Source organism: Pseudomonas sp. 21LCFQ010, from assembly GCF_024129905.1.
Lineage (GTDB): Bacteria > Pseudomonadota > Gammaproteobacteria > Pseudomonadales > Pseudomonadaceae > Aquipseudomonas.
On record NZ_JAMYDZ010000030.1, the window covers coordinates 39626 to 63947 of the forward strand.

General features: G+C 59.1%; 21 protein-coding genes and 1 pseudogene. 6 read left to right on the forward strand and 16 right to left on the reverse strand.

The features are described from left to right. The first annotated feature begins 371 nt into the window (after nt 1-371). The 6 genes from NJC38_RS25045 to cysG all read left to right on the forward strand — a co-directional run bounded on the left by NJC38_RS25045 (nt 372) and on the right by cysG (nt 7966). Entirely contained in the window at nt 372-2855 is a 2484-nt protein-coding gene (locus NJC38_RS25045) for a DNA translocase FtsK (RefSeq protein ID WP_045493112.1), read from the forward strand. Between the two features lie 73 nt (nt 2856-2928). Continuing rightward, a complete protein-coding gene (gene lolA, locus NJC38_RS25050) occupies nt 2929-3552 on the forward strand; it encodes an outer membrane lipoprotein chaperone LolA (RefSeq protein ID WP_253117548.1) in 624 nt (207 codons plus the stop codon). 25 nt (nt 3553-3577) lie between these two features. Beyond that, nucleotides 3578-4903, forward strand: coding sequence for a replication-associated recombination protein A (locus NJC38_RS25055; RefSeq protein WP_045493106.1), 1326 nt, complete (start codon nt 3578-3580; stop codon nt 4901-4903). Further along, nucleotides 4900-5274, forward strand: a complete 375-nt coding sequence (crcB, locus tag NJC38_RS25060; RefSeq protein WP_045493103.1) for a fluoride efflux transporter CrcB — start codon at nt 4900-4902, stop codon at nt 5272-5274. Before NJC38_RS25055 ends, crcB begins: the two co-directional genes overlap by 4 nt. Nucleotides 5275-5290: 16 nt before the next feature. After that, nucleotides 5291-6571 carry a serine--tRNA ligase gene (serS, locus tag NJC38_RS25065; RefSeq protein ID WP_045493100.1) on the forward strand — a complete coding sequence of 427 codons (1281 nt, stop codon included), beginning with the start codon at nt 5291-5293 and terminating at the stop codon, nt 6569-6571. Beyond that, a complete protein-coding gene (gene cysG / locus NJC38_RS25070; RefSeq protein ID WP_045493098.1) occupies nt 6572-7966 on the forward strand; it encodes a siroheme synthase CysG in 1395 nt (464 codons plus the stop codon). Between the two features lie 120 nt (nt 7967-8086). Here cysG and NJC38_RS25075 read toward each other — a convergent pair whose 3' ends face one another. The 16 genes and pseudogenes from NJC38_RS25075 to pyk form a co-directional block, all read right to left on the reverse strand. Beyond that, nucleotides 8087-9079: a glutathione S-transferase family protein gene (locus NJC38_RS25075; RefSeq protein ID WP_253117549.1), complete on the reverse strand. Its 993-nt coding sequence runs from the start codon at nt 9077-9079 to the stop codon at nt 8087-8089. A gap of 104 nt (nt 9080-9183) precedes the next feature. Next, on the reverse strand, nt 9184-10185 hold the full coding sequence (locus tag NJC38_RS25080; protein ID WP_253117550.1) for a glycosyl transferase family protein: 1002 nt from the start codon (nt 10183-10185) through the stop codon (nt 9184-9186). Further along, nucleotides 10182-10517: a TusE/DsrC/DsvC family sulfur relay protein gene (locus NJC38_RS25085; protein ID WP_253117551.1), complete on the reverse strand. Its 336-nt coding sequence runs from the start codon at nt 10515-10517 to the stop codon at nt 10182-10184. Before NJC38_RS25085 ends, NJC38_RS25080 begins: the two co-directional genes overlap by 4 nt. Continuing rightward, a complete protein-coding gene (gene tusB / locus NJC38_RS25090) occupies nt 10514-10798 on the reverse strand; it encodes a sulfurtransferase complex subunit TusB (protein ID WP_045493088.1) in 285 nt (94 codons plus the stop codon). Before tusB ends, NJC38_RS25085 begins: the two co-directional genes overlap by 4 nt. Then, a complete protein-coding gene (tusC, locus tag NJC38_RS25095; RefSeq protein ID WP_253117553.1) occupies nt 10798-11154 on the reverse strand; it encodes a sulfurtransferase complex subunit TusC in 357 nt (118 codons plus the stop codon). Before tusC ends, tusB begins: the two co-directional genes overlap by 1 nt. Nucleotide 11155: 1 nt before the next feature. After that, nucleotides 11156-11548: a sulfurtransferase complex subunit TusD gene (gene tusD / locus NJC38_RS25100; RefSeq protein WP_253117554.1), complete on the reverse strand. Its 393-nt coding sequence runs from the start codon at nt 11546-11548 to the stop codon at nt 11156-11158. 67 nt (nt 11549-11615) lie between these two features. Next, entirely contained in the window at nt 11616-12953 is a 1338-nt protein-coding gene (locus tag NJC38_RS25105; protein WP_253117555.1) for a sensor histidine kinase, read from the reverse strand. Then, nucleotides 12950-13663, reverse strand: coding sequence for a response regulator transcription factor (locus NJC38_RS25110; protein ID WP_253117556.1), 714 nt, complete (start codon nt 13661-13663; stop codon nt 12950-12952). Before NJC38_RS25110 ends, NJC38_RS25105 begins: the two co-directional genes overlap by 4 nt. 99 nt (nt 13664-13762) lie before the next feature. Then, nucleotides 13763-15824, reverse strand: a pseudogene (locus NJC38_RS25115) (DEAD/DEAH box helicase); the annotation flags it as partial. 375 nt (nt 15825-16199) lie between these two features. Further along, complete coding sequence (locus NJC38_RS25120; RefSeq protein ID WP_253117557.1) at nt 16200-16931, reverse strand: TerC family protein; 732 nt, start codon at nt 16929-16931, stop codon at nt 16200-16202. Nucleotides 16932-17123: 192 nt separating this feature from the next. Next, entirely contained in the window at nt 17124-18647 is a 1524-nt protein-coding gene (gpmI, locus tag NJC38_RS25125) for a 2,3-bisphosphoglycerate-independent phosphoglycerate mutase (RefSeq protein ID WP_253117559.1), read from the reverse strand. A gap of 11 nt (nt 18648-18658) precedes the next feature. After that, nucleotides 18659-20284, reverse strand: coding sequence for an NADP-dependent glyceraldehyde-3-phosphate dehydrogenase (locus NJC38_RS25130; RefSeq protein ID WP_253117560.1), 1626 nt, complete (start codon nt 20282-20284; stop codon nt 18659-18661). After that, complete coding sequence (gene tpiA, locus NJC38_RS25135; protein ID WP_253117561.1) at nt 20281-21054, reverse strand: triose-phosphate isomerase; 774 nt, start codon at nt 21052-21054, stop codon at nt 20281-20283. Before tpiA ends, NJC38_RS25130 begins: the two co-directional genes overlap by 4 nt. A gap of 10 nt (nt 21055-21064) precedes the next feature. Continuing rightward, nucleotides 21065-22366 (reverse strand): phosphopyruvate hydratase, encoded by a 1302-nt coding sequence (eno, locus tag NJC38_RS25140; RefSeq protein WP_253117564.1) that lies wholly within the window; start codon nt 22364-22366, stop codon nt 21065-21067. Further along, entirely contained in the window at nt 22359-22532 is a 174-nt protein-coding gene (locus NJC38_RS25145; RefSeq protein WP_253117567.1) for a hypothetical protein, read from the reverse strand. The genes eno and NJC38_RS25145 overlap by 8 nt, the downstream gene beginning before the upstream one ends. Nucleotides 22533-22543: 11 nt before the next feature. After that, nucleotides 22544-23992 carry a pyruvate kinase gene (gene pyk / locus NJC38_RS25150; RefSeq protein ID WP_253117569.1) on the reverse strand — a complete coding sequence of 483 codons (1449 nt, stop codon included), beginning with the start codon at nt 23990-23992 and terminating at the stop codon, nt 22544-22546. Nucleotides 23993-24322: the final 330 nt, after the last annotated feature.

Here is a 24322-nt window from a genome sequence, read left to right on the forward strand (position 1 = left end):
TCATTTTGCAACTCTATACGCTCAAGCAGGTCTGAGTCAGGTTGTCGTACCCCTGAGCTGCTGCCGATACAGGATCAACGTCATGTCATAAGCCTTTGTCACGCAAGACAATGCATGCTCAAATTGGGCTATCGTCAGTGCTGCTTGAACAGAGCAGACCGGCGCGCCAGACTTGTCGCGTGCCAGTACAGACCGGTACCGCTACAAAACCGTACAATGCCAACGTTGCGCGTTATCATTCAAGCCGAGTGTTTCAGGAGGCGTTCATCCGTAGTGCAATGTCAATGTCACCGTTCGCGCTTGTCTCGCGCCGTCGCCACACCTGGTCGTTCAATGAGTTGTTCGCGCTCCTGCGCAGGAATTAAAGCGTTTTGAAGAAATCCACTCCAGCACCCGCACCCGCAGCTGTACCCCTATGGCGGCAGCAGTTGCACTATCGGCTCAAGGAAGGGGCATTGATAGCCTTCGGCTTCCTGTGCCTGTATCTGATCATGGCCTTGCTGACCTACGACCAGAGCGACCCCGGCTGGAGTCATACCAGCAGCAGTGGCGGCCAGGTACAGAATGCCGCTGGCCGGGCCGGAGCGTTCAGTGCCGACATCCTGTTCATGGTTCTGGGCTACTTCGCCTATATCTTTCCGCTGTTGCTGGGGATCAAGGCCTGGCAGGTGTTCCGTCAGCGGCATGAACCCTGGCAATGGAGCGGCTGGCTGTTCTCCTGGCGCCTGATCGGTCTGGTGTTTCTGGTCCTGGCCGGCGCGGCCCTGGCGCACATCCACTTTCATTTCACAGCCGGCTTTCCGGGTTCGGCAGGCGGAGTGCTGGGTGAGGTGCTCGGTGACCTTGCCAAGCGGGCGCTGAATATTCAGGGCAGCACGCTGCTGTTCATTGCCCTGTTCCTGTTCGGGCTGACTGTGTTCACTGACCTGTCGTGGTTCAAGGTCATGGATGTCACCGGTAAGATCACCCTGGATCTGGTCGAATTGCTGCAAGGCGCGGTCAGCCGCTGGTGGGCCGCCCGTGCCGAGCGGCGCAGCATGGTGGTCAAGTTGCGCGAGGTCGACCTGCATCTGGAAGACGAGAAGCAGGCGCCCAGACCCGCCAGTCGCCGTGAGCCGGCACTCGGCGCCCGCGACAAGGTGTTTGAGCGTGAGCAGCCTGCCGCCGGCAAACCGGCGCCTGTCGCCGCGCCTGTGGTGCCCGCCGCCAGTGCTGCTGTGGCGCCGCTGGCAACACCTGCGCAACCGGGCAAGCCGATGCCGGCGATCATTCCTCCGACTCCGGCCAAAGCGCCGGAGCCGAGCAACCGGGTGATGAAGGAAAAGCAGGCGCCGCTGTTTGTCGACAGCGCCATCGAAGGCACATTGCCGCCGCTGTCGATTCTTGATCCGGTGGAAAAGAAAGCCCTTAGTTATTCACCCGAATCGCTGGACGCGGTGGGCAAGCTGCTGGAAATCAAGCTCAAGGAGTTTGGTGTCGAGGTTACGGTGGACTCGATTCATCCGGGGCCGGTGATTACCCGCTACGAAATCCAGCCAGCGGCCGGGGTCAAGGTCAGTCGGATTGCCAACCTGGCCAAAGACCTTGCTCGTTCACTGGCGGTGACCAGTGTGCGGGTGGTCGAGGTGATTCCCGGCAAAACCACCGTGGGTATCGAGATCCCCAACGAAGACCGGCAGATCGTGCGTTTCTCGGAAGTATTGTCGACCCCCGAATTCGATACCGCCAAATCGCCAGTCACCCTGGCGCTGGGGCATGACATCGGTGGCCGCCCGGTAATTACCGATCTGGCCAAGATGCCGCACCTGCTGGTCGCCGGTACCACCGGTTCCGGTAAGTCGGTGGGGGTCAACGCCATGATCCTGTCGATCCTGTTCAAGTCCGGTCCGCAAGATGCCCGCTTGATCATGATCGACCCGAAAATGCTTGAGCTGTCGATCTATGAGGGCATTCCGCATCTGCTGTGCCCGGTGGTCACCGACATGAAGGACGCGGCCAACGCCCTGCGCTGGAGCGTTGCCGAGATGGAGCGGCGCTACAAGCTGATGGCGGCCATGGGCGTGCGTAACCTGGCCGGCTTCAACCGCAAGATCAAGGATGCCGAAGAGGCCGGTACACCGGTCAGCGACCCGCTGTATCGCCGTGAAAGCATTCACGATGAGGCGCCGTTGCTCAGTACCCTGCCGACCATCGTGGTGGTGGTCGACGAATTTGCCGACATGATGATGATCGTCGGCAAGAAGGTCGAAGAACTGATCGCGCGTATCGCCCAGAAAGCCCGTGCCGCCGGTATTCACCTGATTCTTGCCACCCAGCGGCCGTCGGTGGATGTGATTACCGGTCTGATCAAGGCCAACATCCCGACCCGTATGGCGTTTCAGGTGTCGAGCAAGATTGACTCGCGGACCATCATCGACCAGGGCGGTGCCGAGCAACTGCTGGGGCACGGTGACATGCTCTACATGCCACCAGGCACCAGCCTGCCGATCCGGGTCCATGGTGCCTTCGTGTCCGATGATGAGGTCCATCGGGTCGTTGAGGCCTGGAAAATGCGTGGCACCCCTGACTACAACGACGATATTCTGGCCGGCGTCGAAGAGGCCGGTAGCGGGTTCGATGGCGGTAGTGGGGGTGGCGACGGTGAAGACAGCGAAAGCGATGCGCTTTACGACGAAGCGGTCAAGTTTGTGCTGGAAAGCCGTCGGGCTTCGATTTCGGCGGTGCAGCGCAAACTCAAGATCGGTTACAACCGCGCCGCACGTATGATCGAGGCGATGGAAAACGCAGGCGTGGTCACCCCGATGAACACCAATGGCTCACGTGAGGTCATCGCGCCGGCACCGATGCGCGACTGATCCCGCAGAGCAACCCTGTTGGCAGCGTGTGTGTCGCGCTGCCGCACTTTCAGTGAATTTAAAGAGGAATCCCATGCGTCTGATCCGCATGTTTCTGGCTACTGCTCTGACCTTTTCCGCGCTGACCGCCCATGCCGACAGCAAGGACGTGGCGCGCCTGACCCAGTTGCTGGAGAAGTCCCAGACCCTCAGCGGCCGGTTTTCGCAGATGACCCTCGACGGCAGTGGCACCCAGTTGCAGGAGTCGCAGGGCAGCATGACCCTGCAACGTCCAGGGCTGTTCAACTGGCACATCGATCCGCCTCAGGAGCAACTGATGGTTTCCGATGGCAAGAAGGTCACCCTCTGGGACCCGGACCTGCAACAGGTGACGATCAAGACCCTCGACCAGCGCCTGACCCAGACCCCGGCGCTGCTGCTGTCCGGCGATGTATCGAAAATCAGCGAAAGCTTCGATATCACCTCGAAAGAGGCCGGTGGTGTAGTGGATTTCGTGCTCAAGCCCAAGACCAAGGACACGCTGTTCGATAACCTGCGCCTGTCGTTTCGCAATGGCCTGATCAACGACATGCAACTGGTGGACAACGTTGGCCAGCGCACCAATATCCTGTTCACCGGGGTTACTGCCAACCAGCCCGTAGCCAAGGACAAGTTCCAGTTCCAGATTCCCAAGGGCGCGGACGTGATCCAAGAGTAAGTAGCCGACACAAGGCGCCCGAATCATGGACCTGTTCAGCCGTGAACCCATTGCCCAGCCCCTGGCGGCGCGCCTGCGTGCCACTAACCTGGACGAATACGTGGGCCAGGAGCACGTCCTGGCCCATGGCAAGCCCCTGCGTGAAGCCCTGGAGCAGGGGGCGCTGCATTCGATGATCTTCTGGGGCCCGCCGGGGGTGGGCAAGACCACCCTGGCGAAGTTGCTGGCCAAGGTCTCGGATGCACATTTCGAAACCGTCTCGGCGGTGCTGGCCGGGGTCAAGGAGATCCGTCAGGCCGTTGAAGTCGCCCGGCAGCAGGCGGCCCAGTATGGGCGGCGTACCATCCTGTTCGTCGACGAAGTGCACCGCTTCAACAAGTCCCAGCAAGACGCCTTCTTGCCCTATGTTGAAGACGGCACGCTGATCTTCATCGGTGCGACCACCGAAAACCCCTCGTTCGAACTGAACAATGCCTTGCTATCGCGGGCGCGGGTCTATGTGCTCAAAAGCCTGGACGAAGCTGCCTTGCGCAAGCTGGTACAGCGTGCCCTCACCGAAGAGCGTGGCCTAGGGCGGCGTCAGTTGAGCCTGAGTGACGAAGGCTTTGCCACCCTGATGGCGGCCGCCGACGGCGATGGCCGGCGCATGCTCAACCTGCTGGAAAACGCCTCGGACCTCGCCGAAGACGGCAGCGAAATCGGCAGCGAGCTGCTCAACAGCCTGCTGGGCGACACCCGCCGGCGCTTCGACAAGGGCGGCGAAGCCTTTTACGACCAGATTTCGGCGTTGCACAAGTCGATTCGAGGCTCAAACCCCGATGCGGCGCTGTACTGGTTCGCGCGGATGATCGACGGCGGCTGTGACCCGCTGTACCTGGCGCGACGGGTGGTGCGCATGGCCAGCGAAGACATCGGTAATGCTGACCCGCGTGCCTTGCCGCTGTGCATGTCGGCCTGGGACGTTCAGGAGCGCCTCGGCAGTCCTGAAGGCGAGCTGGCCGTTGCCCAGGCGATTGTCTATCTGGCCTGTGCGCCGAAAAGCAATGCGGTGTACATGGCCTACAAGGCTGCCATGGCTGACGTGGCGGCCAATGGTTCGCGGGAAGTGCCGTTGCACCTGCGCAATGCCCCCACCAAACTGATGAAGCAACTGGGTTATGGCGAGCAGTATCGTTATGCTCACGACGAGCCGGACGCCTACGCCGCCGGCGAAGACTATTTTCCCGACGACCTGGAGCCGCGCCAGTACTATCATCCGGTGCCCCGAGGCCTGGAAATGAAGATCGGCGAAAAGCTGCGTCATCTGCATGCGCTGGATGCTGCCAGCCCTCTTCAACGGAGAAAGTCTTGATTCAGACCATTCTTGCGGTGTCGATTGCCGGCATCGCTGGTACATTACTGCGTTTCGCCACTGGCAACTGGGTAAGCGCCCACTGGCCACGGCACTTTTACACAGCCACATTGGCGGTCAACCTGATCGGTTGCCTGATCATTGGCGTGCTGTACGGCCTGTTCCTGATTCGTCCGGAAGTGCCGATCGAGATTCGCGCCGGCCTGATCGTCGGTTTTGTAGGTGGTCTGACGACCTTTTCATCCTTTTCACTGGATACGCTGCGCCTGCTGGAAAGCGGGCAACTGCCACTGGCCCTGGGCTATGCCGGCATCAGCGTGTTCGGCGGCCTGCTCGCAACCTGGGTGGGCCTGACATTGACCCGACTTTGATAGACGAGAGACCGATATGCTCGATTCCAAACTGTTACGTACTCAACTTCAGGACGTAGCGGACCGCCTGGCTTCGCGTGGCTACACTCTGGATGTGGCCCGCATCGAGGCGCTCGAAGCCCAGCGCAAGGTGGTACAGACCCGCACCGAACAGCTGCAGGCCGAGCGTAACGCCCGTTCCAAGACGATTGGACAGGCCAAGCAGCGCGGCGAAGACATCGCACCGCTGATGGCTGACGTCGAGCGTATGGGTAACGAGCTCTCCGAAGGCAAGCTCGAGCTGGACAAGCTGCAGGCCGAGCTGGACGCCATCCTGTTGACCATCCCCAACCTGCCGGACGCCTCTGTGCCGGTCGGTGAAGACGAAGACGGCAACCTTGAAGTGCGCCGCTGGGGCACGCCGACCGCGTTCGATTTCCAGGTACAGGATCACGTCGCACTGGGCGAGAAGTTCGGCTGGCTGGACTTCGAGACCGCCGCCAAACTGTCCGGCGCGCGTTTCGCCCTGCTGCGCGGCCCGATTGCCCGCCTGCACCGCGCTCTGGCGCAGTTCATGATCAACCTGCACATCAACGAACACGGCTACGAGGAAACCTACACCCCGTATCTGGTCCAGGCGCCTGCCTTGCAGGGCACTGGCCAGTTGCCGAAGTTCGAAGAAGACCTGTTCAAGATCAGCCGCGATGGCGAAGCCGACCTGTACCTGATCCCGACCGCCGAAGTGTCGCTGACCAATATCGTGTCCGGGCAGATCCTCGATGCCAAGGAGCTGCCGCTGAAGTTCGTCGCTCACACGCCGTGCTTTCGCAGCGAGGCCGGTGCCTCGGGTCGTGACACTCGCGGCATGATCCGCCAGCACCAGTTCGACAAGGTCGAGATGGTCAAGGTCGTGGCCCCGGCCGAATCGATGAATGAGCTCGAATCCCTGACGGCCAACGCCGAGCGCGTTCTGCAACTGCTGGAATTGCCTTATCGCGTTCTGGCGCTGTGCACCGGCGACATGGGTTTCAGCGCGGTCAAGACCTACGATCTGGAAGTCTGGGTGCCGAGCCAGGACAAGTACCGCGAGATTTCCTCGTGCTCCAACTGTGGCGACTTCCAGGCCCGCCGCATGCAGGCGCGCTGGCGCAACCCGGAAACCGGCAAGCCTGAGCTGGTGCACACCTTGAACGGTTCGGGTCTGGCGGTGGGCCGTACCCTGGTTGCCGTGCTGGAGAACTACCAGCAGGCCGACGGTTCGATTCGTGTGCCGCAAGTGCTCAAACCGTACATGGGCGGCCTTGAGGTCATCGGCTAAATGGAATTTCTGCCACTGTTCCACAACCTGCGTGGCAGCTGGGTGCTGGTGGTCGGCGGCGGCGAGATTGCCTTGCGCAAGTCACGCCTGCTGGCCGATGCCGGTGCGTTGTTGCGGGTCGTCGCCCCGCATATCGAGCCGCAGTTGAGTGAGCTGATCGAGCGCAGTGGCGGTGAGCAGCGCCTGCGCGGCTATGTGCCGAACGACCTGGACGGTTGTGTGCTGGTGATCGCCGCCACCGATGACGAACCGCTCAATGCCCAGGTATCCGCCGATGCCCGCAGCCGTGGCATGCCGGTCAACGTGGTCGATGCGCCGGCGCTATGCAGTGTGATCTTTCCAGCCATCGTCGATCGCTCGCCATTGGTCATTGCGGTGTCCAGTGGCGGCGATGCGCCGGTGCTGGCGCGCCTGATTCGCGCCAAACTGGAAGCCTGGATTCCCGCTACTTATGGTCAGTTGGCCGGGCTGGCGGCGCGGTTTCGCAGCCAGGTGAAAAGCCTTTATCCGGATGTGCAGCAGCGCCGCGCTTTCTGGGAAGAGGTGTTTCAGGGGCCTATCGCCGACCGGCAACTGGCCGGGCAGGGCGCCGAAGCCGAACGTCTGTTGCAGGCCAAGGTCGACGGCGAACCACCGCATGCGCCGGGTGAGGTGTATCTGGTCGGCGCCGGCCCCGGCGATCCTGACCTGCTGACCTTCAAGGCGCTGCGGCTGATGCAGCAGGCTGATGTGGTGCTTTACGACCGTCTGGTGGCACCAACCATTCTTGAGCTGTGCCGCCGGGATGCCGAACGCATTTACGTCGGCAAGCGCCGTGCCGAGCATGCCGTGCCGCAGGACCAGATCAACCAGCAATTGGTCGATCTGGCGAAACAGGGCAAGCGGGTCGTGCGCCTGAAGGGTGGTGACCCGTTCATCTTCGGTCGTGGCGGTGAAGAAATCGAAGAACTGGCCGCCCATGGCATCCCGTTCCAGGTCGTGCCGGGCATTACTGCAGCCAGCGGTTGCGCGGCTTATGCCGGGATTCCGCTGACCCACCGTGATTATGCGCAGTCGGTGCGGTTCATCACCGGGCACCTGAAAGACGGCAGCAGTGACCTGCCCTGGAGCGACCTGGTCGCGCCGGCGCAGACTCTGGTGTTCTACATGGGCCTGGTGGGGCTACCGACCATCTGCGAGCAGTTGATCAAACACGGCCGCGCTGCCAGCACCCCGGCAGCTTTGGTCCAGCAGGGCACCACCACCGGTCAGCGGGTGTTCACCGGCACCCTGGCCAACCTGCCGCAGCTGGTAGCCGAGCATGAAGTCCATGCTCCGACCCTGGTGATCGTGGGGGAAGTGGTGGTGTTGCGCAACAAGCTGGCGTGGTTTGAAGGGGCTCAGGGGACACTCTGAGCCTTCGGTATGGCCGGGTAGGAGCGAGCTTGCTGGCGAATGCAATATTTCAGTCACAGGTGATGCGCCGACTGATCTGGCCTCTTCGCGACCAAGGCCGCTCCTGCACGCTTGCGGCAGTTACTGCCATATCCCGTTGCCTGCCAAGCGCTGCCGATCATGCGCCACGCTGAAGTCCTGTAAAGGACCTTTAGGCACCACCCCGGTCGGGTTGATGGTGCGGTGGCTGGCGTAGTAGTGATGCTTGATATGCTGGAAATCCACAGTCTGGGCAATGCCCGGCCACTGGTACAGCTCACGCAGCCAATTGCTCAGGTTCGGATAATCGCTCAAGCGCCGCAGGTTGCACTTGAAGTGGCCGTGGTACACGGCATCGAAGCGAATCAGTGTGGTGAACAGGCGCACGTCGGCTTCGGTCAGGTATTCACCGCTGAGGTAGCGGTTTTCTCCCAGCAAGTGCTCCAGCTCATCAAGTTTGCTGAACAGCGCGTCGAAGGCTTGCTCGTACGCCGCCTGTGAGGTGGCGAAGCCGGCGCGGTATACGCCATTGTTCACATTCGGGTAGATCTGCTCGTTCAGCTCATCAATCTGCGCCCGTAAGTGCTCGGGATACAGGTCCAGCGGGTTGCCGGTCAGTTCGTTGAACGCCGAGTTGAACATGCGGATGATCTCCGCCGACTCGTTGCTGACGATGCGCTTGAGCTTCTTGTCCCACAGCACCGGCACCGTGACCCGGCCAGTGTAGTTCGGGTCATCTTTGGTGTAGCGCTGGTGCATGAATTCCAGGCCGTCGAGCGAATCGCCGGTCGAGCCGGTCTGCGGGTCGAAGGTCCAGCCGTTTTCCAGCATCAGCCAGCTGACCACCGAGACGTCGATGAGCTTTTCCAGACCTTTGAGCTGGCGCACGATCAGCGTGCGGTGCGCCCACGGGCAGGCCAGCGACACATACAAGTGGTAGCGACCGGCTTGTGCCTGAAAGCCACCCTCGCCGGACGGGCCGGGCGAGCCGTCAGCCGTCACCCAGTTGCGGCGCTGGGCGTTCTCGCGCTGAAACGCGCCTTCCTTGGTTTCGTACCACTGGTCGTGCCAGCGTCCTTCGACAAGCAAACCCATGTCCTGACTCCAGGTCCGTAGTTGGAAATTGGAGTCAGTCTATCGGTATTGGTTCGAACTAAAAGCGCAAATATAGGCCCTTAATTATCGAATGGTTCGATTAATCAAAGGTTGCGATCACGCTGGTCCCAGAACTGCCGGGCCTGTTCGAACGCTGCTTCACGCTCGACACCGAGGCCGCGCAGCGCCAGCGCCATGCTCGACAGCAGCGCCAGTTGTCCATAACTGTCTTCGACTTCACCGCGCCAGTAGGCCACCAGATGTGTCGGCTCCAGGCTCGGAGGCTTGACGTGGCGGCGTTCGGACAATGCCGGCCATTCTTCATCCCACTCGACGCCGGCCGTGGCACCGTACAGGTGGCTGATGGTGTCAGGGTTGACCTCGATCTCGCCGCCATCACCTTTGATCACAATTGCATGGTCGCCCAGCAGGCGGCTGGCTTCACGGTGCACCGCCTGGTAGCCGGGGTGGAAGATGCTCTGCAGGCCGCAGCGGGCCTTGAGCGGATTGAGCACCCGCGCCAGGGAATGGATCGGCGAGCGCAGCCCCAGGGTGTTGCGCAGGTCGATCATGCGCTGCAACTGCGGTGCCCAGTCGGCCAGCGGGATGAACGCCAGGTGGCGTTGTTGCAGCGCGCTGTCGACGCTCTGCCAGTTGCGGCACAGCGGAATATTCAGCAGCTCCAGCAGTTGTTCGGTGTACAGGCGCCCGGCGGTGTGCGCCCCGCCACCGTGCAGCAGGACGCGGATACCGTTGTTGGCCAGGCATTTGGCGGCCAGCAGAAACCACGGCAGGTGGCGTTTCTTGCCGGCGTAGCTCGGCCAGTCGATATCCACCTCAATGGCCGGCGCCTTGACCCGCTCACGCACCGCTTCGGTAAAGCCGGCCAGCTCTTCGGGGCTTTCTTCCTTGTGGCGCAGCAGCATCAGAAACGCGCCGAGCTGGGTGTCCTCGACCTGTTCATCGAGCAGCATGCCCATGGCCTGGCGGGCTTCTTCGCGGGTCAGGCCGCGAGCGCCGCGTTTGCCCTTGCCGAGGATGCGTACGAACTGGGCGAAGGGGTGTTCTGCTGGTGTTTCGGTAACCAGCGGGCGGTAGTCGGTCATATGCAATTGGTCGGCTTGGGCAGGCCTGCCAGACGGGCCGCCAGCTTGGCGGGCCGGCCGTTGAACAGGCGGTTGAGGTGCATGCTGTTGCCCTTTTCCGGGCCCAGCTTGAGTGCCGTGTACTTGATCAGCGGCCGGGTGGCGGGCGACAGCTGGAATTCGGTGTAGAACGCGCGCAGCAGATGGAGGATTTCCACATGCTCGTCGCCGAAATCGATGTCTTCTTCGGCGGCCAGTGCCTGGGCAACCGCCAGCGACCAGTCGCCGAGGTTCTGCAGAAATCCATCGCTGTCCAGCGGGATCTGGCGGCCGTCTACGCTCAGATGGGTCATAGCCAGGTATTCACCTTGTCGAAGCGTACCGACAACTCGACGAAACCTGGATAGTCCACCGCACGGGCGCTGGCGGGCAGTGCCAAGTGTCGGGCGAGCAGGTCTTCTTCGAGCGCGAACAGCCGCTCACCCAGCGCACTGAGCGCAGCATCGGGCTGGCGCAGCGCATAGGTGGCGTCGCCGCACAGCAGCAGCGCGTCATGTTCGCCAAGCACACGCAGGCAACTGCTCAGGCGGCTGTCGGCGAACGGGGAGTGGGATACAACGTGCAAGGTCGCCATCAGATCGTGATCACCTGGTCGTAACGGTCGATAAGCGCGGCGATATCGGCACCGCTGGCCAAGGTCTGGACATCCGGATTGTCAGCCTGGACGCCGCGTTGCTCAAGGCTGTGGCCACAGGCATACAAGTCTTCGATACCGAACATCGGCAAGGCCTTGAGGTTGGCGGTGATGTCTTTCTGCTGCACGGCGCTGGCGTGCTGCCCGGCCTGCAACTGAAATACCCCATCGTCGAGAAACAGCAGGCCGACCGGCAGGTCGAAGGCGCCGCCGGCCAGGACGATGTCCAGCGCTTCGCGTGCTCCAGGCCCGGACCACGGTGCCTGGCGGCTGATAATCAATAGCGATTTGCTCATCTTATGGCCCTCCAAAACAGATCACCCGGTCGGCTGCCTGCGCCGCATCGTGCAACTGGCCCAACCCGGACAGCTCCCAGGGCGCCAGCAGGCTGGCCGCACTGCGCTGATAGCGTGCAGCCTCTTCGGCGTTCAGCACGCCACGGCGCAACGCCGCCGCAATGCACACCACGCCATCGAGCTGGTGTTCGCTGATGAAGGCGCGCCATTGTTGCGGCAGGTCCTGCTCGTCCTGCGGCGTAACCACACTGCCGCAGGCGTTGTGCACACCATCCTGATAAAAGAACAGCCGCACGATTTCATGCCCGCCCGCCAGCAATGCCTGGGCGAACAGCAGGGCGCGGCGCGAGGAGGGTGCATGGGGGGCGGAAAACAGACAAAGGGCGAATTTCATGCTCGGCTCGATCAGCGTGACAGGCGCAATGATAAAGAATTAAGGCGCCTGAGTGTGAGCAACCCGCTCAGGCGGCTGGCAAGCGTACATGCACCCGCAGCCCAGGATGGGCGTTATCGGCCCAGATATCGCCGCTTTGTGAATGCACCACGCTCTGGGCGATCGACAGCCCCAGGCCAAAGCCGTCGCCGCCAGGCCGGTCGGCGCTGAGCCGGGTAAACGGCTTGAAAATCTGTTGCAGTTGTTCCGGCGCCACCCCAGGACCCTGGTCCTCGATCCACAAATGCCAGTGGGCGTCCTCGCGCTGCCCGCTCAGGCGCACGATGCCGTGTTCCGGAGAATGGCGTACCGCGTTACGCAGGATGTTCTCCAGCACCTGGGCCAGGCCATTGAGGTTGCCTGACACCCGGCAGTCGGCCGGTAGTTCGCAGGGCAGGCGCTCGACCGGCCAGCCGGTTTCAAAGCAGCAGTCTTCGCGCAGGATATTCCACAGTTCGGCCACTTCCACGGATTCTGCGGGCAACCGGGGGCGCTCGGTGTCGAGCCAGACCAGCTCCAGGGTGTCGTCGATCAAGCGTTCCATGGCCAGCACTTCACGCTCCTGACGCTGACGCAATGTGGCGATATCCAGTTCACGCTCGCCAGCCACCCGCAGGCGGCTCAACGGCGTGCGCAGCTCATGGGACAGCGCGCGCAACAGCCGGCGCTGGAAATCGACGGTGGACTCCAGGCGTGCAGCCATGTGATTGACGGTGCGCGCCAGTTCGCCCAGTTCGTCGCGGCGCTCGGCAATCTGCGGCTCGATGCGTGCCGACAGATCGCCGCTGCCCAGTGCAATGGCCTGGCGGCGCAGGCTGGCCATTGGCGCAATCAGCATGCGATACAGCAGCGCGCCCAGTAGCACGGCCAGGCTGGCGGGCAACACCTGCTGGGCGAGGATCTCCCACAGGCGATTATGCTGGCGTGGATTCAGGCGCAACGGCAGCTCCATCACCAGCCGCGCATCACTGCCGTCGAAGGGAATATAGAAACTCGGTCGCGCGCCCGGCCTGCCGATCAGGCCATCAATGGGGCGGATGAAGTTGAGTCTGGTGTGCTCGTCTTCCGACAACGGCTGCGACGCCAGTGATTCGCGCTGGGCACTGACGACCACCGCCCAGACCTGTTCGTGCTCTTGCAGTTGCTCGAGAAACGCATCGACGCCCGCCGCACCCTGCTGCTCCCAGGCGCGCTGCGCCTGAGCGGCGTACCCTTTGAGCACCTGCTGGGTTTCTTCAGGCAAACGTGAAGTGGCATTTTCCACCCGCTCGGCCAGGTCCTCTTCAAGGATCACCACCAACAGACACAACAATGCCAGGGCCGCAACCAGCTTCCACAGCAACGAATGACGATCAGGCAGGCTCATGCTTTGGCCGGGCTCAGCACATAACCGGTGCCGCGCACGGTCTCGATGCAGCGGCTGTTATAACCGATGGCCAGCAACTTGCGACGGATCCGGCTGACATGCATGTCCAGGCTGCGATCATGCAGCGACCAGGCACGATGCATCGCCTGCTGATACAGAAACGCTTTGCTCAGCACCTCGCCGCTATGGTCGAGCAGCACTTGCAGGACGCGAAATTCCATGCCGCTCAGATCGGCCCACTGCTGCGCATGGCAAACATCGCAACGCCGATTATCGACGATCAGTTGCAGGTCATCATGCCGCGTCTTGGCTTCGTGCTCATAAGCCACGCGGCGTAACACTGCATCAATGCGCACGTCCATTTCGCGCATGCTGAAGGGCTTGGGCAAATAATCGTCGGCCCCCTGACTGAAACCCAGAATACGGTCCTGCTCGGCGCCCAGCGCCGACATCAGGATCACCGGCACCCGCTGGTGCTCACGCAGTTCGCTCAACAGTGCCAGGCCGTTGCCGTCAGGCAGCATGATGTCCAGCAGAATCAGATCAAAGCTCTCGCGGTCCACCAGCGCTGCAATATCTTCGGCCTTGTGCCGTAGCGTAACGCTGAAACCGCGCTGCTGCAGGTGGCTTTCAAGGTGTGCGGCCAGCACCGGGTCGTCCTCGATGGCGAGGACTCGCGGCGGTCTGGACTGCGGGGCAGGGGGGAGCATGACGAATCCTTTGCTGAGAATGCTTCTTTGTCGCGTATTCTGACGAATGTTGCGAAGGATGCCTACCGATTGCGCTGGCAAGCGGCGACAAGTCCATCATTAAGTATTTTGCGCAATCAGCATTTGCGCTCGTTCTACTGCGCCGGGCAGATCCAACTGGCTCGATGCAAATGACTTCATCAAGAGTGGTGCAGGCAGAGTCCAGTCCCATTTTTCCCGGCTCAGGTTTTTCACCTCCTGCAACAACGGTATGACATTGCTGACATCCAGCTTCGCAACGGTGCCCAGTGCGGCCAGAACCTGCCTTCGGCGCGTTGACCGCAAGTGCCAGTCCCGAGTTCTCGCAGGATGCGCCGACGTGATTGAGCAGTAGGCACAGCGCATCATTGGTGTAGTCACCTGCCCAGGTCATCAGGTAGCTGGTGGCGCCCGACTCAATGATCGACTGGCTGGCCAGCCCCAGATCGTGGAACGTTTGCCGACCTTCGGCCAGCAGGCGCTGCGCTGTTGCATCGACGAACGGGCAAGGCTGGGTTTCGATCAATACCGCACGCATTTCCTGCCTGACCCGGTCATGCATCATGGCCCCGAGCCCGTCGAACTGGGGTGGCGCACCGCCGCGTGCGGCTTTGACAACGATGACTTTTTTCTCAAGGTCGACATCCAGTACCTGCCAGCGCCGACCGCCGAAAATAATGCGTTGGCCTTCGGTTAACGGGCGGCTGACCGGCACTGAGCCGAGTGGCTTGCCTTCGCGAATCAGCCTGAACTCCTCATCGTTGGTAAAGGCACTGTAGAACTCATAATGGTTGACCAGCCGTTCGCCGATCTCACCGGGCAGCAACAAGCCGGAGCTGTCCTGCATGATCAGCTTTTGTTCGCCCAAGCCTTTGAGCATAGCGAGGAAATCCGCTTTGCTGATGGCGGCAAAGGTCCCGCTGGCGACCAGCCCGTTCCATAGTTGCACAGCGCTGGCACCCCCTTGCTGGGCAATCATCGACAAGCACTGCTGGACCAGCGTTGAGGCGTGCAGACCACCGGCTCTGGGCGGTTCGCACCACTTTTCGATCAGCAAGCGGATCATGGCAATGGTCTGCACCAGGTTCTGCCGCAGTTGGTCCGACAGGCTGGAATCAGGGCTGAGGGGGTATTCCTGGCAATAGGCACGCAATATCGCCGGCTCGCCTGGGCGGCGCCCGGAGCGGCCCAGGCGTTGGCGCAGGCTGGCGACCGAAGGGGGCGGGCCGATCTGCGCCACGGCTTTGATGTTGCCAATGTCGATGCCCAGTTCAAGGGTCGTGGTGCAGATGGCAGAGGTGGGCGGGCTGCCTGCCTTCAATGCTCGCTCTGTTTCTTCGCGCAGGTCTTTGGACAGGCTGCCATGATGAGGCAAGAACTCGTTGGCCAGGCCTTCGTTCTCACTCAGCCGTCGCAGTCGATCGGCATACCACTCAACGTTGTTACGGCTATTGGGGAAAATCAGGTTATTGCTGCCGCGCAAGACCTTGTAAAGATGAGCTGCAATCGCCTGCGCCGCCCCGCCCGCGTCTTCGTCATCGTCTTCATTATCGGCTTGCCCGTCTGCCGGCTCTTTACCCGACACAGCGCTGGAGAACGGCAGAGTGATATAGCCGCGTACCTGAACCTGAAGGTCGGAGCCCGAGGCCTTTGACTCGATCACTTGCATGGGGCGGCTTTGACCGGGGCGCAGAAACTCCCGTGCCAGCGACATGTCGCCTAGCGTGGCGGACAGGCCGACACGCGTTAGTGGCCTGGCCACGACAGTTTCGACGCGCTGCAGCAGTGACTGTAATTGTTTGCCGCGTTCACTGCCGATAAACGCATGCAGTTCATCGACCACGATGTAGCGCAGATGACAAAACAGGCCGGCCAATGCCGATCCGCGATTGACGAATAACGCTTCCAGTGACTCGGGGGTAATCAGCAAGATGCCGTTGGGCGACTTGAGAAAACGATGTTTTTTGCTGGCTGACACATCCCCGTGCCAGCCCACCACCGGAATCTCCAGATGCTCGCACAGGCGCGTCAACCTGTCCCACTGGTCATTGATCAGGGCTTTGAGCGGGCTGATGTACAGCACCGCCCCGGTTAGCTGATCGTCCTGGAGCAGGTGAGTCAGGATGGGCAGAAACGCGGCTTCACGAGGGTTGGATAGCTACGCTGCGACTCAGCCCCAATATGGAGCGCAGTTTAAAGTAGTCTGCGACGCTTGCCCTGGGCGGATTTCGATCATCGACGTGGGGGGAGGCCCTATCGTAGATATGATGGTGGCAATCGCACGCCAGAGGAGGGACTTTCAGAGCGGGTAAGCCAGACCCTGCACTGATGCGGTAAGTTGTTTCAGCGCTCGCGAACGGGACGTGGGATCCGACGAGACTAACACCAGCAATCACCGTCTTTGCTTTCACAAAGTCACGGCGACTGATTGCCATACTGTTCATTTTTTATCCTTGTTATCAGTACGCTTCATTCCCGACACAGGCAAAGCCCTTGGTGAGGGCTTTACCCGTACCGACTAACCTTCCACTTTTTTATTCTGGCTCGCTGTACGCAGTCGAATATTCAGCGCTTCTACGGCCAGGGAGAAGCCCATCGCGAAGTAGACGTAACCCTTCGGAATATGGAAGTCGAGAGACTCACCGATCAACACAACGCCTACGACAATCAAAAACGACAACGCCAGCATTTTCAGACTCGGGTGTTTTTCGATGAAGTCGCTGATAGGCCCAGCTGCTAACATCATGAACAGTACTGCAACGATGATGGCAGCAATCATTACCGGAACGTGAGAAACCATGCCGACAGCAGTAATCACTGAGTCCAGTGAAAACACGATATCGATAATTGCGATCTGAATAATAGTGCTGAGAAAGCCGCTGCCTTTTTTTCCTGGCAGGTCTGGATCTTCCTCTGCGCCTTCTTCAGATTGATAAATCTCGGTACTGCTTTTCCAGATCAGGAACAGACCGCCGAAAAACAGGATTAGATCGCGACCTGATATGCCTTCCCCTAATACGTTAAATAGATCCGCCGTCAGTCTCATGATCCAGGTGATCGATAGTAGCAACAGGATTCTTGTCAGCATTGCGAGGGCGAGGCCGAAAATCCTTGTCTTGGGCTGCATCGACTTTGGCATGCGGCTTACCAGAATCGAGATCATGATGATGTTGTCTATACCCAGAACAATCTCAAGAACAGTCAAGGTAAAGAACGCGACCCAGATTTCTGGATTTGTAAGCCATTCCATAATGCGTATATCTCTTGCTGGTACGTTAGAAAAAAGGGCGTGGAACCCTAAGACGGAAAAAAAGGGGCAGTCCGCATCGTGCTTATGCCCTGTGCTCAAATGAGCAAACGACCGTGTTTCAACATCGGAGGTGGAGATAAAGACCAATAATATCTACAGCCTAGCGATGTCCTGATGCCGCCAACCGGTCAATCAGTCGAGGAGCAGAGACTGGCCCTCCATCTCTGCGGGAATAGCTACATTCATGAGATGTAACAGGGTGGGCGCAATATCGCAGAGGCTGCCGTCTCGCAGCTGGCAATCCTGTGCCCGGTCACTGACGTAAATCAGAGGGACAGGGTTTAACGTATGAGCGGTGTGGGCCTGACCGGAGTCAGGATCCAGCATCTGTTCGACGTTTCCATGATCAGCCGTAATCAGGCATTCGCCTCCACTTTCAAGCGTGGCCTCAACCACGCGTTGCAAGCATTCATCCAGTGTCTCGACGGCTCTGACTGCAGCGTCAAAGTCTCCGGTGTGCCCGACCATATCGCCGTTCGCGTAGTTACAAACGATCAGATCAAAGGCGCCGCCGCGAATCGATTCAACCAATCGGTCAGTGAGCTCGTGTGCACTCATTTCCGGCTTTTCGTCGTAGGAGGCGACGTTCGGGGACGGAATCAAAATGCGCTCTTCTCCCGGGAAGGGCTGTTCGCGACCGCCGTTGAAGAAGAACGTGACGTGAGCGTACTTCTCGGTTTCGGCGATCCGCAGCTGAGTCTTGCCCAGCTGGCCTAAGTACTCACCAAGACTGTTGTTAATCGACTCTGGCGGGAATGCACACAAGCTTCCCAGGTCTTGAGAGTACTGCGTCAACGTCAGAAAGCGATCCTTGGCAATCGTGACTGGGCGGGCGAAATGATCGAAGGTCGTATTGATCAGCGCCTGGCTTAATTCCCGTGCTCGATCAGGGCGGAAGTTCAGAAACATCACACCGTCAGCGGGTTCCATCCGCACCGGGTCGCCAATGACAGTCGCTTTGACGAATTCATCTGACTCTTCACGTTCGTAAGCGGCTTGAAGTGCATCAGATGCGCAAGCGCTCTGGTGATCAGCTTCGCCGCAGCTGACCAGCTTGTAAGCTGTTTCAACCCGCTGCCAGCGGTTATCCCTGTCCATCGCGTAATACCGACCGACCACTGTCGCGATTCTGCCCGTGCCCAGGCTGGCAAGCTCACCCTCAAGTGACTCGATAGCCTCCAGTGCGCTGCGAGGCGGAGTATCTCGGCCATCGAGAAAAGCATGGACGAAAAAGCGCTTTACCCCTTTTTCGACAAGGATTTTGCAGGTTGCGATGATTTGGTCGACATGGCTGTGCACGCCGCCAGGTGAAAGCAAACCCAGCAAATGCACGGCGCCCTTTCTCTCTTGAACGCCGGCCAGCAAGGTGTTCAGCGCTTCGTTGTTGGCGAAATCACCGTCAACGATCGCTTTGTTGATCCGTGTGAAACTCTGATACACAACACGGCCTGCGCCCAGGTTCATGTGGCCAACTTCAGAGTTGCCCATTTGCCCTTCAGGCAGGCCAACGGCCATGCCCGAAGTTGCGATACGAGCATTCGGATACTGCTTGAGCAAAGCATCAAATACTGGTGTTTGGGCCGCTGCGAAGGCATTGGAGTCCTTCGCATCACGCAAACCCACTCCATCCAGAATAATCAGTGTGCGAGCACTCATCGTTCAGCCACTCAGAAAATGTAATCGGTGGTCAGGAAGCTGGATTCCCGATTACGGATAATCTCGCTGATGAGCGCTTTGTTGCTTTCCTGGAACTTGGTCGCAACCAGTGTGCGGATCGAAAATACCCGCAAGGCGTCGTCGACCGACAGGGTGCCTTCAGCAGAGTTTTTGCGACCGTTGAACGGGAACGAGTCCGGGCCACGTTGGCACTGTGCATTCAGGTTGATACGGCCGACCTGGTTGGCAAAGGCGTCGACCAGTCGGCCAACCTGAGCGGCATTGGTGCCGAAAATGCTCAGTTGCTGACCGAAGTCCGAGTCCAGCACGTAGTCAATCACTGTCTCCAGATCACGGTAGGGAACGATTGGAACAACCGGGCCGAACTGTTCTTCTTGGTATACGCGCATGTCCGCAGAGACGGGGTAGAGCACGGCCGGGTAGAAAAACGACTCACGGGTGGAGCCGCCGCCTTCGTTTACGACCTTCGCGCCTTTCGCCACAGCATCCTCAACCAGGCTGGTCAGGTAATCCGTTTTCCCTGGTTCCGGCAAGGGTGTCAGCGAAACACCGGACTCCCAAGGCATGCCAGGTTTGAGCACCGCCACTTTGCTGTTGAATTTTGAAACGAATGCGTCGGCGACATCCTCATGAACGAACAGGATTTTCAGCGCAGTGCAACGTTGGCCGTTAAACGACAAGGAGCCGGTCACCGCTTCGCTGACGGCGTTGTCCAGGTCGACTTCCGGCAGTACGATGCCTGGATTTTTGGCGTCCAGACCCAATACCGCGCGCAGGCGGTGAGGTTTTGGATGCAGTTTTTTGAGTGCGCTCGCACCTTTGTTGGTGCCAATGAAAGCGAAAATATCGACCTTGCCGCTGGCCATCAGCGCGCTGACCGTTTCGCGTCCGCTGCCGTAGATTACGTTGATGACGCCAGCGGGGAAGCTGTCGCGGAATGCTTCCAGCAATGGGCGAATCAGCAAGACGCCGAATTTTGCGGGTTTGAATACGACGGTGTTGCCCATGATCAGCGCGGGAATCAACGTAGTGAACGTTTCATTGAGCGGATAGTTGTAGGGGCCCATGCACAGTGTTACGCCCATTGGTACACGGCGGATCTGGCCCAGCGTATCTTGTTCAAGCTCAAACCGGCTTGAGCGTCGATCAAGCTTTTTCAGCGCATTAATAGTGTCGACAATGTAGTCACACGTGCGGTCAAATTCTTTCTCCGAGTCCTTGAGGTTTTTGCCGATTTCCCACATCAAGAGCTTCACGACAGCGTCTCGCTGAACGCGCATGCGGGCCAGGAAGGCTTCGACGTGCTGGATACGTTCTGCAACACGCATCAGTGGCCATGCCCCATGGCCGTTATCGTATGCTTTCACCGCTGCATCGAGGGCGATCAGTGCTGTCTCGGCGTCCAGTTGCGGGGTGCTGCCAAGTACCACGGGCTCATCCCCGTTTTGTGTACTCAGGAATATCGGGCTGCGGACTGATGCCAAGGGGCCTTCCCATATTTGCAAAGCACCGTTGACCAGGTATTCACGCTGCTCAATCACTTCGCCGAGACGATATTGTTCAGGGATTTCGGCAACTGCCGGGAACACGTTTTCGAGAAGACCTGTGGTGCTCATGGTGTACCTCTTGGAGTTGTTCTTGCGGCATCACAGATGGAGATGAAAGAGGCTGCATCGAGAGATGCGCCACCTATCAAACCACCGTCAATGTCGGGCTGTGAGAAAAGGGCCTGTGCGTTATCTGCCTTGACGCTGCCGCCGTATAGAATCTGAATATCGATGGCTGTCTGCTGGTCGAACACACCAATCACACTTCTGATGTGCTGGTGCACAGCCTGGGCTTGCTCCGGAGATGCGGTTTCGCCGGTGCCAATTGCCCACACGGGTTCGTAAGCAATCACGCCGCGCGTCAGCTTCTCAATCCCAGCATGCTTGATGACGGCAGCCATTTGGGTTGTCACGACGCTATTGGTGATTCCTGCGCGACGTTCATCCAATGTTTCTCCTATGCAAAGCACAGGAGTCAGTCCTTGCTCTATCGCCGCTGCAAACTTCTGTGCGACCACCTCATCGGTCTCGCCAAACAAGGCTCTACGCTCCGAGTGGCCAACCAGCACATAGCGGCATCCTATATCGCGGAGCATGGAAGCGCTGACTTCACCTGTGAAGGCGCCGTAAGTTGCAGGGCTCAAATTTTGAGCGCCAAGCACGACGTTGCTGTCTTTAAGTTGCGCCGCTACTGATGCCAGGTAGGGGAACGGTGGGCAGATCGCAACCTCAAGGTGTCCTTCGTTTGTCTGGCCGGCCAAGAAGTCTCTGAGGAGCACCTCATTGGCCTGCTGGTCGCCGTTCATTTTCCAGTTGCCAATAACAAGATTAGGCTTCATGGACAGTCTCCTACGCGTTGCGCTTGAGCAATGGCTCAGCGCTGTAGGGGGCAGACTCCTGAAGGGCTGCCTCGATACGAAGCAGGCGGTTGTATTTGCCGACCCGGTCTGAGCGGCACAGGGAACCCGTCTTAATCTGACCTGCACTGGTTGCTACCGCAAGATCGGCGATGGTCGTATCTTCGGTCTCGCCTGAGCGATGAGAGATCACGGCGGTATAGCCCGCGTCCTGCGCCATGCGAATAGCGTCCAGTGTTTCGCTGAGGCTACCAATCTGGTTGAACTTGATCAGGATCGAGTTGGCGATACCCTTCTCAATGCCCTCGCGAAGGATAGAGGTGTTGGTGACAAACAAATCATCACCTACCAGTTGAACCCGTGAACCCAGCTTTTTGGTCAGCGCAGCCCAGCCGGCCCAGTCGCTCTCGTCCATGCCGTCTTCGATCGAGATGATTGGATACTTGTCGCATAGCGACGCCAGGTAGTCTGCGAACCCTTCGGAGTCAAAAGATCTGCCATCACCAGCCAGCACGTATTTGCCATCTTTGTAGAATTCGGATGCTGCGCAATCCAGTGCCATGGTGATGTCTTTACCCAGCTCGTAACCGGCACGTTCAACGGCTTCCTTGATGACCACTAGCGCTTCTTCGTTTGAACTCAGCGAAGGCGCAAAACCTCCTTCATCACCCACAGCGGTACTAAGGCCGCGCTCTGTCAGCACGTGCTTGAGGGTGTGGAAAATTTCGGCGCCAATACGCAGTGCTTCTTTGAACGAGGGCGCGCCGACCGGCTGAATCATGAACTCCTGAATGTCAACGTTGTTATCAGCGTGCTCGCCACCATTGATGATGTTCATCATAGGTACTGGCATGCTGAAGCGACCAGCCTGGCCGTACAGCGCAGCAAGGTGCTGGTAAAGCGGGATCGATTTGTACTCAGCAGCGGCTTTGGCAGTTGCTAGAGACACCGCTAGAACGGCGTTGGCGCCCAAATTGCTTTTGCTGTGCGTACCGTCGAGCTCGATCATGGCGGTATCAATTGCCCGCTGGTTGAGAGCGTCCATACCGACGATTTCATCGCGAATGGCGGTATTCACGTTGGCAACGGCCTTGAGAACGCCTTTGCCCTTGTAACGTGTGCCGCCATCGCGTAGCTCCAGCGCTTCGCGAGACCCAGTAGAGGCGCCCGACGGTACGCTTGCTGTTGCCTTGATACCGCCTGCCAGTGTCACCACGGCCTCGACGGTTGGGTTACCACGCGAGTCTAGGATTTCATGAGCAACGACATTTACGATCAGGCTTTTGTTAGTCATTTTTATGGTTACCTTGCAAAGGGGTATCTCGTTCGACGGCGGCATCAACGCTTTGGTAGGCGTCAGGGGTCAACAGCTCTTGTTGCTCGGCGTAGTGGGCGCGGATGTCGAAGTCGCGTGGCCAGTTTTCAGGCGCTTCACCGTTCGTGTTATTTATGCTCTGCACAGTGATTCTCCTCAGCGGATCGCTTCGCCAACCCGAACTACCCGAAGTGAGTTCGTCCCGCCTTGGGCATTGGCGTAATCACCTTTTGTGATCAATACGTGATCGCCATTAGTCACAACACCTCGACGTACGAGTTCATCTACGGCGCGGTGATTAACTTCCTCGTTGGGATAGTCGTCTGAGTCGAACGGGATGGTAGTGACGCCGCGAAACATCGTGACCCGGTTCTGGGTGCGCGCGTTTCGAGAGAATGCAAAGATGGGCAGGTGTGAGCGAATTCGCGACATTAGCCGAGGCGTATCGCCACTTTCAGTCATGCAGATGATCGCTTTTACACCGTGTAAGTGATTGGCTGCATACATGGCGGACATGGCAATCGACTCGTCGATCTTGTGGAAAACCTCATCGACGCGGTGTTTGGAGCGGTGGGCGAGCGGATGCTTTTCTGCGCCCATGATAACGCGGTGCATGGCGATAACCGTTTCAACGGGATAGGCGCCAGCGGCTGTCTCAGCGGAAAGCATGACAGCGTCTGTACCGTCCAGCACGGCGTTTGCCACATCGAAGACTTCCGCACGGGTCGGCATCGATTGGGTGATCATGGTTTCCATCATTTGGGTTGCGGTAATCACAACGCGATTGAGGGCGCGAGCTCGATCAATGATCAGCTTTTGCACGGCCACCAACTCGGCATCGCCAATTTCAACGCCCAGATCGCCGCGTGCCACCATCACCGCTTCCGACGCTTCGATGATTGCATCCAGGATGCTCACGTCGTTGACCGTTTCTGCGCGCTCAATTTTGGCGACAAGTCCGGCTTCACCGCCAGCTTCATGCAGGAGCTGGCGAGCCAGGTGGATATCTGCTGCGTCTCGTGGAAAGGACACGGCGAGATAGTCAACCTTCATGGTCGCTGCGGTTTTGATGTCGACGCGATCCTTTTCAGTTAGCGCCGAAGCTGAAAGGCCGCCACCTTTGCGGTTGATGCCTTTGTTATTGGAAAGGGGGCCGCCGACGATGACCTCACACTGCAGCTGAGTTTTTTCAACACGCAGAACTTTGAGCTCAATACGTCCATCGTCCAGCAGAAGGATGTCATCCGGACGGCTGTCGGTGATCAGTGCTTCGTAGTCGATCCCAACTCGATGTTGATCGCCTGCATTTTTGTCCAGGGAGGCATCCAGGATGAAGTGCTGTCCTTTCTCAATGAACACTTTGCCTTCTGCAAACCGAGCGATACGAATCTTCGGGCCTTGCAGGTCAGCCAGTACGGCGACAAAGCGACCATTCTTTGTGGCCAGCTCTCGCACCAGCGTTGCCCGGGCAATGTGATCTTCTGCGCTGCCATGAGAGAAATTCAGGCGCACTACATCAACACCGGCCTTGATCAGCCCCTCGATGGCCTCCCTGGTTTCGGTGGCCGGGCCGAGGGTGGCAACGATCTTGGTTCTTCTCTGCATTACGGGGTTCCTTGAGGAATTTTGTAGGTAATGGTGCGAAATAGACTTTTGCGCGTAAATAACCAGATTGTATTTATGGCGTCGAGCTGCCGTTGCGCACTGAAATGCACTGCTGAAGCCCGTTTGTAGGGCTTTTGCACGGTTTTTACTGAGCATTATGCGCTAAAGTAGTTCGGCTTTTGGCCGAATCAATGGTGTGCTGATGCAAAAAGATTCGCATATTTGCGCACCAAAATGCAATATTATTTTGGTGGTGTCAGCTGGCTTTTCAGATTTGACTGCATCACCGGTGCTGTACGACTGCAGCCCTTGAGCTCAAAAGGGCGTTTC